At 63.1% G+C, this 14,888-nt stretch carries 16 protein-coding genes and 1 tRNA gene; 6 read left to right on the top strand and 11 right to left on the bottom strand.

What is annotated here, in order from left to right:
• Positions 1-14: 14 nt before the first annotated feature.
• Genes M2267_RS22585 through M2267_RS22575 form a run of 3 tightly spaced genes read right to left on the bottom strand, consistent with a single transcriptional unit; the run spans position 15 to position 2,575 of the window.
• Positions 15-1,169, bottom strand: coding sequence for an AGE family epimerase/isomerase (locus M2267_RS22585; protein WP_429117314.1), 1,155 nt, complete (start codon positions 1,167-1,169; stop codon positions 15-17).
• 9 nt (positions 1,170-1,178) lie between these two features.
• Positions 1,179-1,673, bottom strand: coding sequence for a heme-degrading domain-containing protein (locus M2267_RS22580; RefSeq protein ID WP_043614812.1), 495 nt, complete (start codon positions 1,671-1,673; stop codon positions 1,179-1,181).
• Positions 1,674-1,678: 5 nt separating this feature from the next.
• Complete coding sequence (locus M2267_RS22575; RefSeq protein ID WP_192450917.1) at positions 1,679-2,575, bottom strand: ROK family protein; 897 nt, start codon at positions 2,573-2,575, stop codon at positions 1,679-1,681.
• Between the two features lie 252 nt (positions 2,576-2,827).
• Here M2267_RS22575 and M2267_RS22570 point away from each other — a divergent pair.
• Positions 2,828-2,904: transfer RNA gene (locus M2267_RS22570), tRNA-Arg, on the top strand.
• Between the two features lie 54 nt (positions 2,905-2,958).
• Positions 2,959-3,495 (top strand): GNAT family N-acetyltransferase, encoded by a 537-nt coding sequence (locus tag M2267_RS22565; protein WP_429117261.1) that lies wholly within the window; start codon positions 2,959-2,961, stop codon positions 3,493-3,495.
• 7 nt (positions 3,496-3,502) lie between these two features.
• Here M2267_RS22565 and M2267_RS22560 read toward each other — a convergent pair whose 3' ends face one another.
• Positions 3,503-4,405: a LysR substrate-binding domain-containing protein gene (locus M2267_RS22560; RefSeq protein WP_429117259.1), complete on the bottom strand. Its 903-nt coding sequence runs from the start codon at positions 4,403-4,405 to the stop codon at positions 3,503-3,505.
• A gap of 112 nt (positions 4,406-4,517) precedes the next feature.
• On the opposite strand from M2267_RS22560, the gene M2267_RS22555 reads away from it, so the two are divergent.
• Together M2267_RS22555 and M2267_RS22550 are read left to right on the top strand one after the other, a co-directional pair.
• Positions 4,518-5,240: an SDR family NAD(P)-dependent oxidoreductase gene (locus tag M2267_RS22555; RefSeq protein ID WP_402325729.1), complete on the top strand. Its 723-nt coding sequence runs from the start codon at positions 4,518-4,520 to the stop codon at positions 5,238-5,240.
• Between the two features lie 284 nt (positions 5,241-5,524).
• On the top strand, positions 5,525-5,794 hold the full coding sequence (locus M2267_RS22550; protein ID WP_043614800.1) for a hypothetical protein: 270 nt from the start codon (positions 5,525-5,527) through the stop codon (positions 5,792-5,794).
• Between the two features lie 41 nt (positions 5,795-5,835).
• Here M2267_RS22550 and M2267_RS22545 read toward each other — a convergent pair whose 3' ends face one another.
• The 3 genes from M2267_RS22545 to M2267_RS22535 form a co-directional block, all read right to left on the bottom strand.
• Positions 5,836-6,204: a VOC family protein gene (locus M2267_RS22545; RefSeq protein WP_429117255.1), complete on the bottom strand. Its 369-nt coding sequence runs from the start codon at positions 6,202-6,204 to the stop codon at positions 5,836-5,838.
• A 125-nt stretch (positions 6,205-6,329) separates the two neighbouring features.
• Complete coding sequence (locus M2267_RS22540) at positions 6,330-6,491, bottom strand: Thivi_2564 family membrane protein (RefSeq protein WP_089044368.1); 162 nt, start codon at positions 6,489-6,491, stop codon at positions 6,330-6,332.
• Between the two features lie 155 nt (positions 6,492-6,646).
• Entirely contained in the window at positions 6,647-7,369 is a 723-nt protein-coding gene (locus tag M2267_RS22535) for an META domain-containing protein (RefSeq protein ID WP_429117253.1), read from the bottom strand.
• Between the two features lie 208 nt (positions 7,370-7,577).
• Between M2267_RS22535 and dxr the strand changes: the two genes are divergently transcribed.
• Positions 7,578-8,753, top strand: a complete 1,176-nt coding sequence (gene dxr / locus M2267_RS22530) for a 1-deoxy-D-xylulose-5-phosphate reductoisomerase (protein ID WP_429117251.1) — start codon at positions 7,578-7,580, stop codon at positions 8,751-8,753.
• A gap of 45 nt (positions 8,754-8,798) precedes the next feature.
• Here dxr and hemA read toward each other — a convergent pair whose 3' ends face one another.
• The 4 genes from hemA to M2267_RS22510 all read right to left on the bottom strand — a co-directional run bounded on the left by hemA (position 8,799) and on the right by M2267_RS22510 (position 14,084).
• Entirely contained in the window at positions 8,799-10,013 is a 1,215-nt protein-coding gene (gene hemA / locus M2267_RS22525) for a 5-aminolevulinate synthase (RefSeq protein WP_043614792.1), read from the bottom strand.
• Between the two features lie 328 nt (positions 10,014-10,341).
• Positions 10,342-11,139 carry an FAD binding domain-containing protein gene (locus M2267_RS22520; protein ID WP_429117250.1) on the bottom strand — a complete coding sequence of 266 codons (798 nt, stop codon included), beginning with the start codon at positions 11,137-11,139 and terminating at the stop codon, positions 10,342-10,344.
• Between the two features lie 10 nt (positions 11,140-11,149).
• Positions 11,150-13,495, bottom strand: coding sequence for a xanthine dehydrogenase family protein molybdopterin-binding subunit (locus M2267_RS22515; protein ID WP_429117247.1), 2,346 nt, complete (start codon positions 13,493-13,495; stop codon positions 11,150-11,152).
• A 100-nt stretch (positions 13,496-13,595) separates the two neighbouring features.
• Complete coding sequence (locus M2267_RS22510) at positions 13,596-14,084, bottom strand: (2Fe-2S)-binding protein (protein WP_034802397.1); 489 nt, start codon at positions 14,082-14,084, stop codon at positions 13,596-13,598.
• A gap of 431 nt (positions 14,085-14,515) precedes the next feature.
• Between M2267_RS22510 and M2267_RS22505 the strand changes: the two genes are divergently transcribed.
• Positions 14,516-14,773: a glycine zipper domain-containing protein gene (locus tag M2267_RS22505; protein WP_034802400.1), complete on the top strand. Its 258-nt coding sequence runs from the start codon at positions 14,516-14,518 to the stop codon at positions 14,771-14,773.
• Positions 14,774-14,888: the final 115 nt, after the last annotated feature.

The raw sequence follows: 14,888 nt of genomic DNA, 5'->3' as shown, positions 1-14,888 counted from the left end.
TCTGGATCGGCAAATCAGAGCCGGGCCAGGCAGTCCTCGGTTTCATAAATGGCGCAAAGGATGTGGTAGAAGCTGCTCGCCGGCGCCGGCTCCTCGACGAAGCTGCCGTCGGCCTGCTGCTTGTCGCGCCAAAGGCCCGCAACCGGCGTCGCCAGGAACGTCTGGAGGGCCGCCGCTGCACGTGCGGCCGAAGCAAGATAACGCTCGCGCTCGGCACCGTTGGTGAGTGCGGCAAAGCGAACGGCCGCCTTCAGCCACTCGGTCTGCGGCCAGAGCCGCGCGATCGGATCGGCGACCGACAGGTCGTCGAGAAGCGTCATGATCGCAACGTTGCGGTTCGCACAGATGCCGTGCGCCTCGCCGATATCGAACAGCCGCCGCGCCTTGACGATCGCCTCGGCACTGCCGCGGCGTTCCGCCCAGCGCAAAAGCAGCCACGCCCATTCGAACAGGTGACCAGGCTCGACGATACGGCCCTTGTCGCCTGCCATCGGCGCCCAGTCATGATCGAAGAATTCACGCAAAACACCGCTCTCGGCATCGATGAAATAATCCATCGCCAGATGCGCAATTTCATCGGCGAGGTTTGCCCAGCCCACCCGATCGAAGCCCTCGACCGTCTCGCTCGCCAGGCACGCCTCGAAGAGGTGCATATGCGGATTGGAGCAGAGCGGCAGGCGCGGAGGATTGTCTTCCTCGAAGCCGGCAACCGGATGCTTGACGTGCGCCTCTATCCGCGCGCGAAGGTCATTGCTGCGCTCGATCATCTCGGCTTTGCGGGCCGGCACGACCTCGCCCAGATAGGCGAAGGCGAGCAGCGCGAAAGCCTGGTTGTAGAGGTCGAAGGACGGATCGAGCAGATTGCCGTCGGCATCGGCGAGCGCACCGTAAAAGCCGCTCGACTGCTTGAAAACGCGATCGAAATAGGCAAGCCCGCCTTCGGCGGCACCCCGCCAGTCGCCTGTCCAGCCGCGCCGGCCGGCTTCCGCGAAGCAGTAAACCTGCCGGGGCTGAACGCGCGCACGCCGGTTGGCGCGGGTCGGCTCGCCCGCCATATCGATCGTCTCGACGAAGCCGCCTGAATGATCCACGCCCTTGTCCCGCCAGAGCGGCAGAGCCTTGTCCGCCAGCCAATCCGACAGCACGCGTGATTGCGAAAGAATATCCAATGCCAATTCTCAGTCCTCGAGCTTCAATGCGCCGTGATCCTTGCCGAGCAAGGCCGAGAGCGCTTCGACCACCATGTTGTGGTCCTCGCGTTGCGGCAGGCCGGATACGGTGACGGCACCGATACAGCCGGTGCCCTTGACGACGATCGGGAAGCTGCCGCCATGCGCTGCATAATCGGCATCGGCCAATCCGAGCTTCGCCTGCAGATTGGTCTGTGCCTTGGCAAGCTCGCGACCGGTGGCGTAGCTGCTCTTGAACAGCCGGAACACGGTGTTGCGCTTGCGGCGCACCCAGTTCGGATTGTCAGGCGTCGCCCCGTCGAGCGCGGCATAAAACACCTGCATCGAGAAGAGCGTGATGTCGATGACGACGCCAAGCTTGCGCTCAGCCGCCATCTTGCGCAGCAGCGTGCCAAGCTCCCAGGCCGTATCGAGATCGAAGCGCTCGAACTGCAATTCCTGTTCCTGCCGCGCGATGCGGGCGAGGTCCTTGTCAATATTCATGGGGTTCAGTCCTTCCAGAGCCAGGCCGCGCCGCGCACGCCGGAGCTGTCGCCGTGCAAGGCCTTGCGAATGGGCGTTTCGAACGTGTCGCCGAAGAGGTAATTGACCACGCGCGGCGGAACGTCCTGATAGATCTCGTCGACATTCGACATGCCGCCGCCAAGCACGTAGACGTCCGGGTCGACGATATTGGTCAGCAGCGCCAGGCTGCGCGCCAGCCGGTCGACGAAGCGCTCATAGACGCCCGTTGCCACCGGGTCGCCCGCCCGCTTTGCCTCGATGATGTCGCGCCCGCGCTTTTCAACACCGGTCGTGAGACGGTAGTCCAGTTCGACGCCAGTACCGCAGGCATACATGTCGAGACAGCCATGCTTGCCGCACCAGCATTTGTGGCCGGGATATTCGTCCTTCGTCATCCAGGGCAGCGGATAGTGGCCGATCTCGGCGGCAACGCCCTGGTAGCCGGCATGCACCTTCTTGTCGATCGCAAGGCCGCCGCCATGGCCGGTGCCGACGATGACACCGAAGACCACATGCTCGTTCTTGCCGGCACCGTCGACCGCCTCCGAGACCGCCAGGCAATTGGCGTCGTTGGCAAGCCGGACCGGGCGGCCAAGCGCCGTTTCGAGGTCGCGACCAAGCGGTTTGCCATTGATCAGCACCGCATTGGAATTGCGCACGATACCGGTGCGCGGATTGGGGCTGCCGGGAATGCCGATGCCGATCGAGCCCTGTTCGCCCGCCGTCTGCTCGGCGGCGGCAACGAGGTCGAGAACGGCGCGAATGCAATCGTCATAGCCGCTGGTCGGGGTCGAGACGCGATGTCGGGCGCGCGTTTCACCATCGCGGCCAAGCGCGATGACTTCCATTTTCGTGCCGCCCCAATCTATTCCGATGAACATATCTGGATCAGGTCTCTGATGAAGGTCTCAATGGGGAGCGCCAGCTTCCTCGGGCCGGCGCTTGCTTTGCTTAGCATTCGGAAGACGTGGAAGACCAGCCCCCGTTTCATCGTCGTTTTCAAGCCTGCCGGTCCGCGTCGGCACACCACCCGGACGAGACGACCCAAGCTCGCCGCCACCTGCATTTCCTCGGATACGCACGCAAAAACACTTGGCGAAGAGCCCTTGCTTTTGTATGGGTGCTATCCAAGTGGTCCCGTAGCTCAGCAGGATAGAGCACCAGATTCCTAATCTGGGGGTCCCGCGTTCGAATCGCGGCGGGATCACCATTCTCCAAGACCCCTGTTAATCGAACTGGACGCGGCGCGCGCCGTGCTGACGCCGTGGATGACATTAAAGCTACCCCCTCCGGAGAAAACACGGTCCAACTGCTCGTGACCTATATGGAAATGCTCGAACGCCCGGCGGGCGACGCGTTTCCGGCACCGATCGCGCACGCGGTGGTTACGTCCGAACGTCCGGATGCCGCCGCGTTTCTTTCGCTCTATCGCGCCGTCGGCGAACCATTGCGCTGGGATCAGCGACTACGCATGCCCAGAGCAGATCTCGACGATTTTCTCGGCAGCCTTTCGACGGGCCTTTACATTCTGCGCCTGGATGGCCTGGCGGTCGGGCTCTGCGAATTCGACCGCGTCGATACCGAGGATGTCGAACTCACCCATTTCGGCCTGATCCCGGACGTTTACGGCCAAAGGCTGGGGCCATTTCTCCTCGACAATGCGCTACGCGCCGTCTGGAACCGTGGTGCAAACCGGATCTGGTTGCATACGGACGAATGGGACCATCCGAAGGCGCAGGCGACCTATCGTCGGGCCGGTTTCAGCATCTTCGCGCAAAAGCTCGAAGAGATCGTGCCCTAGCGCATGCTCACCGAAGCGGCTGCCACGCCGGGCCGCGCCAGGCTTTGAGTTCCTGCAGAAACACCTGCAGTCGTGATGGCAGGAAGCGCCGCGTCGGATATACCGCGTGCACGAAGACATCCGGCGCCGACCAACCCGGAAGCACGCGCACGAGCTTGCCGCTCGCAAGCAGACTGTCGCAGAAGATCGGCGGCAACCGGCCGATGCCGTGGCCACGCTCGGTCATGGCGCTCGCCGACTGGATGTCATGGACCGACACCGCTCCGCTCACACGCAGGCTGGCCGTTTCGCCACCTTTGACCAGATGCCATTCTGCCTCGTTGCCCCGGGCATTGACCAGAACGCAGCGATGGCCGCTCAGGTCTTCGGGGCGCGATGGGGTGCCCTGTTGGTCGAGATAGTCGGGCGCGGCTACCAGGAAGTGGGTGCTTCGACCCAGGCGCTGCGCGACAAGCGACGAATCGCGCAATTCACCGAACCGCACCGCGACGTCGATGTTTTCGGCAACGAGGTCCATGAACATGTTGGTGACGAGCAGATCGACCTCGATCTCGGGATAGGTCTTCATGAATGCGGACAGGAAATCGAAGAAGGGCGGCTGCCCGAGGGTCATGGGAACGGTGACCCGCAGCAACCCCTCCGGCCTTCTCTGCGCCTCGCTCAGCACCCGCTCCGCATCGCGAAGCTGCTTCAGCGGTTCGCCGCATTCCGCATAATAGGCGCGCCCCTGCGCCGTGAGACTGAGCTTGCGCGTCGTGCGCTGGATGAGCGTGACGCCCAGTTGCTCCTCAAGCGCCGTGACCTTGCGGCTGACGGTGGAGACCGGCATGCCGAGCGAACGTGCTGCCCGGCTGAAACTCTCGAACTGGGCAACGGCCGCAAAGACCGCGATATCGTTCAGATCGACCATGGGATTATTTTTGCACTACTGAAAAAGTAATTCCAGATATTTCCATCTAATCGCACAATCCAGCGGCAGCCATATTGACCTCACCGAAACCGTCCAACCACGGAGAGATCAGATGACAAACAAAGTCGCCATCATCACAGGTGCATCCCAGGGCATCGGCGCGGGCCTCACAAACGCTTTTCTGGCAGAGGGCTATAGCGTCGTCGCAACCTCGCGCAATGTCAGCCGATCGCGCGAAATAACAGAATCGGACCGGCTGGCGCGGGTCGACGGCGATATCGCCGATCCGGAGACGGCGAAACGCGTGGTGGAAACGGCGATCGACCGCTTCGGCTCGATCGACGCGCTGGTCAACAATGCCGGCATCTTCTTCACCAAGCCCTTCGTCGACTACACCACTGACGACTACCGGCACCTGAGTGCCACCAACATCGAAGGGTTCCTCCACACGACCCAACTCGTCATCAAGCAAATGCTGGCCCAGAAGAGAGGCGGCAGCATCGTCAGCATCACGACGCCGCTTGCCGATCGTCCGATCGCGGGCATGAACGCTTCGGTCGCCATGCTGACCAAGGGAGGCATTAATGCGATCTCCAAGAACATCGCCATGGAATACGCAAGGGACGGAATTCGCGTCAACGTCGTCGCGCCCGGTGTCGTCGACACGCCGCTTCACAAGGACAATCCGCGCGATTTCCTCAACACGCTTTCGCCGATGCACAGCATCTCCAGCGTCGAAGAGATCGTGGATGCCGTCCTGTTCCTGACCCGGGCGCCGCGCATCACCGGGGAGGTGCTGAACGTCGACGGCGGCGCGCATCTGGGCAAATGGTAAGGCGGTAGCACCCACCGCTGGCGCAGAACAGCGCAGGGGAAAAGAAACGCGCTGACGTCATGCGCCTGTCACGAACCCCAGCTAAACAACACTCACATCTTCCTGATGACCACGGATGAACTGGCATCGACGGAAGGTGATGAGGAAGGTCGGGTTTGCCCCGGCCTTTTTTGTTGGGCCGGGTTTTGCTCCCTCAGTCACGATCGCAAGATTGCCTTGCCGAAGCCGCCTGCTTGACAGGAGATGCAGTCTGCCTGACGGTGCGCGCATGACGGGAGGACACCATGGGTAAGCTTCTGCAAATCATCGGCATCGTCATCATCCTGGCCGCACTGGCCGCTGCGATCGCGCTGCTCGCTACCGATCCGGCAACGGCGCAGCTTCGAGCGCTGGTCGTGCTTCCCTGGGCCTTGAGCGCGATCCTGAGCGGCATCCTTCTCGCGGCTTTTGGCTCGATGCTGCGGCAGCTCAGCGCAATCCGCGCCGCCACCGAGCATCAGGCCGCCCTGTTCCAGGCCATCCTTGATCGCAGGGCGCCGACCGCCGCGCAATAGGCGCTGCTATTCCGCGTTCGGCCCACCGAAACCTGATGATTTCAATCGTCGGGCCTGCATACGCGCAGGCGATGACCATCGGGATCAAGCGCCACGAAGGTGCGGCCGAAGACCGCCGTCTTCAGCTCCTGCTCGATCGTGATCCCTTTGCTGCGCCACTCCGCGTAAAGGCGCTCGACCTCAGCATCGTCCTTCACCATGAAGGCGATTTCCGAGCGATGGCCGGTACCGGACGAGACGAAATCTCTCGCGCCCGTGGACCATAGACTGAACGTCAGCCCGTTTTCGAGTTCGAAGGCGACATAGGTCGGGAAGGAGGCAACGGGTTCGCGTTCAAAGAGGCCGGTATAGAACGCGGCGCTTTTTGCCGGGTCTTCGACATAGAACAGGATGAGGTTCGGTGACAGCATCGTCGGGTCTCCTTTTCGATGCCCGACCCTAGGCACTGCCGCTGTCAGATCCTGTCAGCATCGATCGGACAGCCAAAGGCCGCCGGGTCTTGCGATCCGGCGGCCTTTGGCTGGAAGGCGGCGCGTCAGAAGACGGCCAGGTATTTCAACAGAGAGATAATGCCGATGATGATGACGATGATCTGGACGATCTGCTTGGCGCGCGCGTCGAGCGGCAGACGCTGGACGAGATAGAGCACCAGCACGATGACGAGGAAGGTAATCAGAATTCCGATAAGCAGCCCCATGGAACACTCCCATTTTGCACACAACAGCGCCGCGATGGCGTCGGGATTGTAACTAGGACGCGAAGGAAAAAGTTCCAATCGAGGCGACAACTTATGCCACTGGTCCACCCGGGCGCAGGCCGCGCCTTGTGCTTCCGATCAGGCGAAAAGCCGGCTCAGGATGCCGGCTTGCAGGCGATGCCCTGATCCTGGTCACCTTTCGTCGCGTCGAAAAGCGTCGCCTCTTCGCCCTTCGTCCACCAGACATATTGCCCGCCGGCATATTTGGCTCCGGACGCAGCCATCACGTTTGAGGCGACGACGAATGTGCCGTCGATCGTGAAGGTCACCAGCGAAACCGGGCCGGCATTGATGTACTCCGCCTCGATCGCCTTGCCACCGCAATCGTAGCGGACCGATTGCCGATCCACCGTATCGGCTCCCGGAATGCGGATCGTCACGTCAGCGCCTTCCGACGCTGCCGCCATCGATGCCAGCTTCACGGCAGTGCCACCACCCCCCTTGCCAAGCACGAGCTTCGATCCTTCCACCGACCAGGAAAGCTCTGAACGCAGCGCTTCCAGGAACTTCTGCTCCTGGTTCATCACCGCCGGCACGCACATCTTGCGTGTCGATGCCGCCGGGCCGAAGGTGATCTTCGAGCCAGAGAGACTGAAAGTACCGGTGAAATGGTTGCAGCCAGCCATGCCGCCATAGGTGCCGTCCTCGCGGATCTCCAGGGTCGACTGGAGATTGTCGATGACCCCACCTCCACCGATATCTTCGGCAAGCCAGGTGCCGACGATCTGCTGCGGCACGTTCTCGGCCGCGACCGGCTGCATCGAGGCCATCTCGATCGCCACGCAGGCGCAGGAAACGGCGGTCATGACTTTCAGCATCGCGAACTCCTTCGGCCCCGACTCAAGGCACCTGATTCTTAGCCCGCGGACGAGACGGAATGAAGACCGCGCCCTTGTTGCCGGCGGATTTCGCCTGTAGAGCCTAGCAAACAACATAAAAAACTCGGATCGATCTCGTGCAGATCATGCGCCCGCGGCAAAGTCTCAGCCGGGCATCCCGTCCGAAAAGAAGAACATGGGTATTGGCATGGCATCCCGCGACAGTGCGAAGCGCCGACTGACGATCCTCGGCTCGACCGGCTCGATCGGCACCAACACGCTCGACGTCATCGAGCGCCTTGGCGGCCGCGAGCACTTCGACGTCGTCGCCGTCACCGGCAACGGCAACATTCCCCTGCTTGCCGAGCAGGCCGTGAAGGCCGGCGCCGAACTCGCCGTCACCGCCAACGAGAGCCAGTATGAAAACCTCAAAGCGGCGCTCGCCGGGACCGGCATCCAGGTTGCCGCCGGCAAAAGCGGCTTGATCGAGGCGGCCGAGCGGGACGCCGACTGGGTGATGGCCGCGATCGTCGGCAACGCCGGCCTCGCCCCGACGCTTGCTGCCGCCCGCCGCGGCGCCGACATCGCGCTCGCCAACAAGGAGTGCCTGGTTTCCGCCGGCAGCCTGTTCATCGACGCGGTGAAAAAAGGCGGCGGTCGGTTGCTGCCGGTCGACAGCGAACACAACGCCATCTTCCAGGTGCTGGAGGAACATCAGCGCCACGCGGTCGAGCGCATTATCCTGACCGCCTCGGGCGGCCCCTTCCGCACCAAGTCGCTTGAGGAGATGCGGCATGTGACGGCTGACGTCGCGCGCGCCCACCCCAACTGGTCGATGGGCCTGAAGATCTCGATCGACAGCGCCTCGATGTTCAACAAGGCGCTGGAGATGATCGAGGCGAAGCACCTCTTCGCGCTCAAGCCCGAACAGGTCGAGGTGATCGTGCATCCGCAGTCGGTCATCCACTCGATGGTCGGCTACACCGACGGATCGGTGCTGGCCCAGCTCGGCTGCCCGGACATGCGCACCGCCATCGGCTATGCGCTCTCCTATCCGAGCCGCTGCAGCCTACCGATCGAGCGGCTCGATTTCGCCAAGCTGTCGCGCCTCGATTTCGAGGCGCCGGACGAAGTGCGCTTCCCGGCGATCCGGCTTGCCCGCCGGGCGATGGTCGAGGGTGGCGTGCAGGGCGCGGTGCTCAATGGTGCCAAGGAAACGGCGCTCGACGCCTTCATCGCCGGCCGCACCGGCTTTCTCGCCATGGCCGAGATCGTCGAAACGGTGATGGACAAGCTCGCAAACCTGCCGGCCGCCGCGACGATGGACGACGTCTTTGCCGCCGACGAAAAAGCCCGGCACTTGGCGGCCGGGCTGCTTCAGTAATTCGGAGCTTTCCAACCGGCGCGCATGGCGCCGGCAAAAATGGCCTTACGCGACAGCGCGAGCCAGCGCACAGCGCGACCACAGCGAATGCAGCGCGCCGACGAGATGGTCGATGTCGGCATCCGAATGCAGCGGCGTCGGGGTGATGCGCAGGCGCTCGGTCTTCTTCGGCACCGTCGGATAGTTGATCGGCTGCACGTAGACGCCGAAATTGTCGAGCAGGAGATCCGAGATCCACTTGCACTTGGCGGCGTCGCCGACCATGACCGGCACGATATGGCTCGGGTTCGGCATGTGCGGGATGCCGCGCTGGTCGAGCAGCGAGCGCAGACGACGCACGCGCTCCTGGTGCGCGAAGCGTTCGACCTGGCTTTCCTTCAGGTGACGGATCGAGGCGAGCGCGCCGGCGGCGAGCGTCGGCGGCAGCGCCGTCGTGAAGATGAAGCCGGATGCGAACGAGCGGATGAAGTCGCACAGTGCTGCCGAGCCGGTGATGTAGCCGCCCATGACGCCGAAGGCCTTGCCGAGCGTGCCTTCGATCACCGTCAGCCGGTGCATCAGGCCTTCGCGCTCGGCAATGCCGCCGCCGCGCGGACCGTACATGCCGACGGCATGCACTTCGTCGAGATAGGTCATGGCGCCGTACTTGTCGGCGAGGTCGCAGAATTCCTTGATCGGCGCGATGTCGCCGTCCATCGAATAAACGGATTCGAAGGCGATCAGCTTCGGCGCGCGCGGATCGGCAGCGGCGAGCTTGGCTTCGAGGTCAGCGACCGAATTGTGTTTGAAGATGACGCGTTCGCACTTGGAGTGACGGATCCCCTCGATCATCGAAGCGTGATTCCCGGCGTCCGAGAAGACGATGACGCCAGGAATCTTCGAACAGAGCGTGCCGAGTGCTGCCCAGTTGGACACGTAGCCCGAGGTGAACAGCAGCGCCGATTCCTTGCCGTGCAGGTCCGCGAGCTCGCGCTCAAGCAGGACGTGGTAGTGGTTGGTACCGGAGATGTTGCGGGTGCCGCCGGCGCCGGCGCCGCATTCGTCGATGGCGCGCTTCATCGCCTCGGTGACGACGGAATGTTGGCCCATGCCGAGATAGTCGTTCGAACACCAGACGGTGACGTCCTGAACGCCCTGAGCCGTGTGGCGCGCGGCCTTCGGGAATTGGCCGCGATGACGCGCGAGGTCTGCGAAAACCCGGTAGCGGCCTTCCTGATGCAGCCCGTCCAGCTCGTTCTTAAAGAAATTTTCGAAATCCATCATTTTCTCCAGTGCCCGGCCGCTTTTCTTCAATCAAAGCGACCTGGGGTCAACCTCGGAATGCCCGGCATCTGCCAACTGCGGCAAAAGGCCCTTGAAGCGCTGCCTGCCCAGTAAGTGCATCCGAGATGATCTAGCATTTTTGAGCCTGAGCATCTTCGCTGCTTTCACTGAAACCGTTTCAACGGGAACAGCCCTAGTTTTGAAACATTCCAAAGAAAGCCTTAGTGCATGTTCATCACGTCAAGCTTGATCGAAGTCAAGCAAGGATGAAAAAAGGACGGCCGAGGCCGCCCTTTTTCGCTGTTTGTGTGGCGGCAAAGGCCGGTCATGCCGCAGCCACGGCGCGTTTGGCCATGACCTTCACCAGGTTGGCGCGATAGGCCGCATCCGCGTGAAGGTCAGAGAGCAGGTCCGACGCGCTGACATTGATGCCAGCGAGCGCGTCCGGCGACCAGTTGGCGGAAAGTGCGGCCTCCATCTCCGCCTGACGGAAAACGCCGCCTGCGCCCGCACCGGTGACCGCGACCCGGACCTCGCCATTGTCGCGCTTGGCGACGAAGACACCGGTCATGGCGTAACGCGAGGCCGGGTTGGCGAACTTCTGGTAGGCGGCCTTGGCAGGCGCGTCGAAGGTAACGGCGACGATGATCTCGCTGTCTTCCAGCGCCGTTTCGAACAGGCCGGTGAAGAAATCGTCGGCCGCGATCTCCCGCCGGTTGGTGACGATCGTCGCCCCCAGTCCGAGCATCGCCGCCGGATAGTCGGCGGCCGGGTCGTTGTTGGCGATCGACCCGCCGATCGTGCCCATGTGCCGCACATGCGGATCGCCGATATGGCTGGCAAGGCTGCAGATTGCCGGACAGACGGCTTTGAGCGCTGCCGACGACGCCACCTCGTAATGGGTGGTCGCCGCCCCGATCCGCACCGATCGGCCGTTGACCGAGATGCCCTGCATCTCGGCGATATGGCGAAGGTCGATCAGGTCGCTCGGCGACGCCAGCCGCTGTTTCATCGTCGGGATCAACGTCATGCCGCCGGAGACATATTTGCCTTCGCCGGCCGCTTCCATTCGGCTGACGGCGTCCTGAACCGAGGACGCCCGGTGATATTGGGTCTCGTACATGATGTCCTCCTCAGTTGGCCGCGTTTGCCGCCGCCCACACCTTGTGCGGTGTTGCCGGCATGGTGAGCGCGTTGTTGCCGATGGCGTCGGTGATGGCGTTGATCAGTGCCGGTGGCGAGCCGATCGCGCCGGCCTCGCCGCAGCCCTTGATGCCCAGCGGATTGTTTGGGCAGGGCGTGTTCGAGGTCGAGACCTGGAACGACGGCAGATCGTCGGCCCGCGGCATGGCGTAGTCCATGTAGCTCGCCGTCAAAAGCTGGCCCGAGGCATCGTAGTGCACGCCTTCGAGCAGCGCCTGGCCGATACCCTGCGCGAGCCCGCCATGCACCTGCCCCTCGACGATCATCGGATTGATGATGTTGCCGAAGTCGTCCGCGGCAACGAACTGGACAATCTTGGTCCGGCCCGTTTCCGGATCGACCTCCACCTCGCAGATGTAGCAGCCGGCCGGGAAGGTGAAGTTGGCCGGGTCGTAGAAGGCCCCTTCCTTCAGCCCCGGCTCCATGCCGGCAGGCAGATTGTGGGCGGTATAGGCGGCGAGCGCCATCTGGAACCAGGGCACCGCCTTGTCGGTGCCGGCGACCTTCAGCTCGCCGTTCTCGATGACGATGTCGCTCTCATCCGCCTCCATCAGATGGGCGGCGATCTTCTTGGCCTTGGCTTCGACCTTGTCGAGCGCCTTGACGACAGCCGACATGCCGACGGCACCGGAGCGCGAACCATAGGTGCCCATGCCCATCTGCACCTTGTCGGTGTCGCCATGCACGATGTTGACGCTGTCGAGCGGCACGCCGAAGCGGTCGGCGACGAGCTGAGCAAAGGTCGTCTCGTGCCCCTGGCCATGGCTGTGCGAACCGGTCAGCACCTCGATCGTGCCGACGGCATTGACGCGCACCTCGGCCGATTCCCAAAGGCCGACGCCGGCGCCGAGCGACCCCACGGCTGCCGACGGCGCGATGCCGCAGGCCTCGATGTAGCAGCTCATGCCGATGCCGCGGTTCATGCCGCGGCCGGCCGCTTCCTCCTTGCGGGCGGCAAAGCCGTTCCAGTCGGCCGCCTTCATCGCCGCTTCGAGCGAAGCGTCGTAATCGCCGGCGTCATAGTTCATGATCACAGGCGTCTGGTGCGGGAAGGAGCGGATGAAGTTGACGCGACGCAATTCGGCAGGCGAGACGCCGAGTTCGCGCGCCGCCGTCTCCATCGTGCGTTCCAGGAGATAGGTCGCCTCCGGCCGCCCGGCACCGCGATAGGCGTCCACCGGTGCAGTGTTGGTGTAGACGGTGCGCACATTCGCGTGGATCGCCGGGATGTCGTACTGCCCTGACAGCAGCGTCGCATAGAGATAGGTCGGTACCGCCGAGGAGAACAGCGACATATAGGCGCCGAGATTGGCGACCGTGTCGACCTTCAGCCCGATGATGCGGTTGTTGGCGTCGAAGGCCATCTTCACCTTCGACACATGGTCGCGGCCATGCGCATCGGTGAGGAACGCTTCCGTGCGGTCCGACGTCCATTTGACCGGCACGCCCGTGCGTTTCGACGCCCAGAGACAGACGATCTCCTCCGGATAGATGTAGATTTTCGAGCCGAAGCCGCCGCCGACATCGGGCGCGATCACCCGCAGCTTGTTTTCCGGCGCGACATTATAGAAGGCGCTCATTACCAGCCGGGCCACATGCGGGTTCTGGCTGGTCGTGTAGCAGGTGTAGTGGTCGTCGCCGGCGTCGTAGATGCCGAGCGCCGCACGCGGCTCCATCGGGTTGGGCGAAAGCCGGTTGTTGTGGATGGTGATTTCGGTGACATGCGCCGCAGCGCCGAGCGCCTTGTCGGTCGCTGCCTCGTCGCCGATCTGCCAGTCGAAGATCAGATTGTTCGGCGCTTCCGGATGAAGCTGCGGCTGTCCCGCCTCCAGCGCCTTCGACGCATCGATGACGACGGCAAGCTCCTGGTACTCGACGACAACGGCCTCGGCCGCGTCACGCGCCTCGGCGACGCTGTCGGCAACGACGATCGCCACGGCATCGCCCACATAGCGCACGGTCTCGTGCGCGAGCGGCCGCCAGGCGCCCATCTTCATCGGCGATCCGTCCTTGGAATGGATCATCCAGCCGCAGATCAGGTTGCCGATACCGTCGGCGAGCAGCTGCTTGCCGTCGAGCACGCCGATCACACCCGGCATGCCCTTGGCCGCCGACGCGTCTATCTTCACGATCTTCGCATGCGCGTGCGGGCTGCGCACGAAGACTGCATATTTCATTCCCGGCACGGACATGTCGTCCGTATAGCGGCCCTTGCCGGTCAGGAACCGCTTGTCCTCCTTGCGCGCCACGCGCGCGCCAATGCCTTCAACGCCCATTGCCTATCTCCTCCCGAGATATCCAGCGACAGTCCCGACGGCCATGCGTCGGTTCTGGGTGACATGCGTCAGGGGCGAGGTCCCGCCCCTCGATCTACCGCTATTCTGCGGCCACGCGGGCGCCGCTCATCTCGGCGGCGGCGGCAAGGATCGCTTTCACGATGTTGTGGTAACCGGTGCAACGACAGATGTTGCCTTCGAGCTCGGCGCGCACCGTCGCCTCGTCCAGCTGTCCCTGGTGCCTGCGGATCATGTCGACGGCGGTCATCACCATGCCGGGCGTACAGAAGCCGCATTGCAGGCCGTGATTGGCCTTGAAGGCCGCCTGCACCGGATGCAGCTCGCCGTCGGCCGCCAAGCCTTCGATGGTGGTGATCGTGGAGCCTGCCGCCTGGGCGGCGAGGATGGAACAGCTCTTGACCGATTTTCCGTCCATATGGATGACGCAGGCGCCGCACTGCGAGGTGTCGCAGCCGACATGGGTGCCGGTCAGTCCAAGATTTTCGCGTATGAATTGCACCAGCAATGTGCGGTCGTCGCAATGACCGCTCACCTGACGGCCGTTGACCGTCATTGTTACTTTCGCCATTTCGCTCCTCCGGGGTCGGTCAATGCCAACACGAGCGCGGCCGGAAAGTCGGGTGAGATGGTTCACGCGACTAAGGTACGCGCCAACTGATATCGATGCCCTTCGCCCACGGATCCGCTCCTCCGGATTTTGCGGGCTTGTTTGTATCATTTGTCTTTTTTTGGAATGCCGCAACCGCCCCCGCCCGCCGGACGATAAAATTTTTCTACACCGGTTGTATCGCGGGGAACTGAGCCTTCATGTCCCGTTCAGGAACGATATCATTATCTTGCCGCCAGGAAGAAACCGCAGCGCTCCCGTAGACTTTCGATGGGGACCGCGTATTTTCCGAACCGCAAGTTCAGGTGGAGCGGGATGTTCCCGGCTCCGCCATCATCCACGGGACGGACTGAGCGCAAGGCTTGAGATCCGTAGAGATCGGAGAGAACAACATGAAGAAAGCCATCGCACTTGTGCTGGTCGCCCTGGCGGTCGCAAGCTGCACCCAGACGGAAAAAGGCGCCGGCATCGGTGCCGTTTCCGGCGCGATCATCGGCGGCGCTGTCACCGGCGACGTCCGTGGCGCAGCGGTCGGCGCGGCCATCGGCGGCGTATCCGGCGCGGTCATCGGCAACGTCACCGAACAGCCGGGCCAGTGCTACTACCGCGACCGCTACGGCCGCCGCTACATCGACTCCTGCCCGCGCTAAGCCGCAGCAAGAAGATCGTCCTTCGGCGTCGCGCAAGCGCGTCGACGGAATGGTTCCCCCTCATGGCAATCGCCCTGAGGGGGTTTTTCGTTGCAACAGGCAGCGAGAAAAACGA

The sequence above is a fragment of the Ensifer sp. KUDG1 genome (assembly GCF_050434285.1).
In the GTDB taxonomy this organism is placed as follows: domain Bacteria; phylum Pseudomonadota; class Alphaproteobacteria; order Rhizobiales; family Rhizobiaceae; genus Ensifer.
The sequence above is the reverse complement of the archived record's forward strand: the minus strand, read 5'-3'. Positions and strand labels throughout refer to the sequence as shown.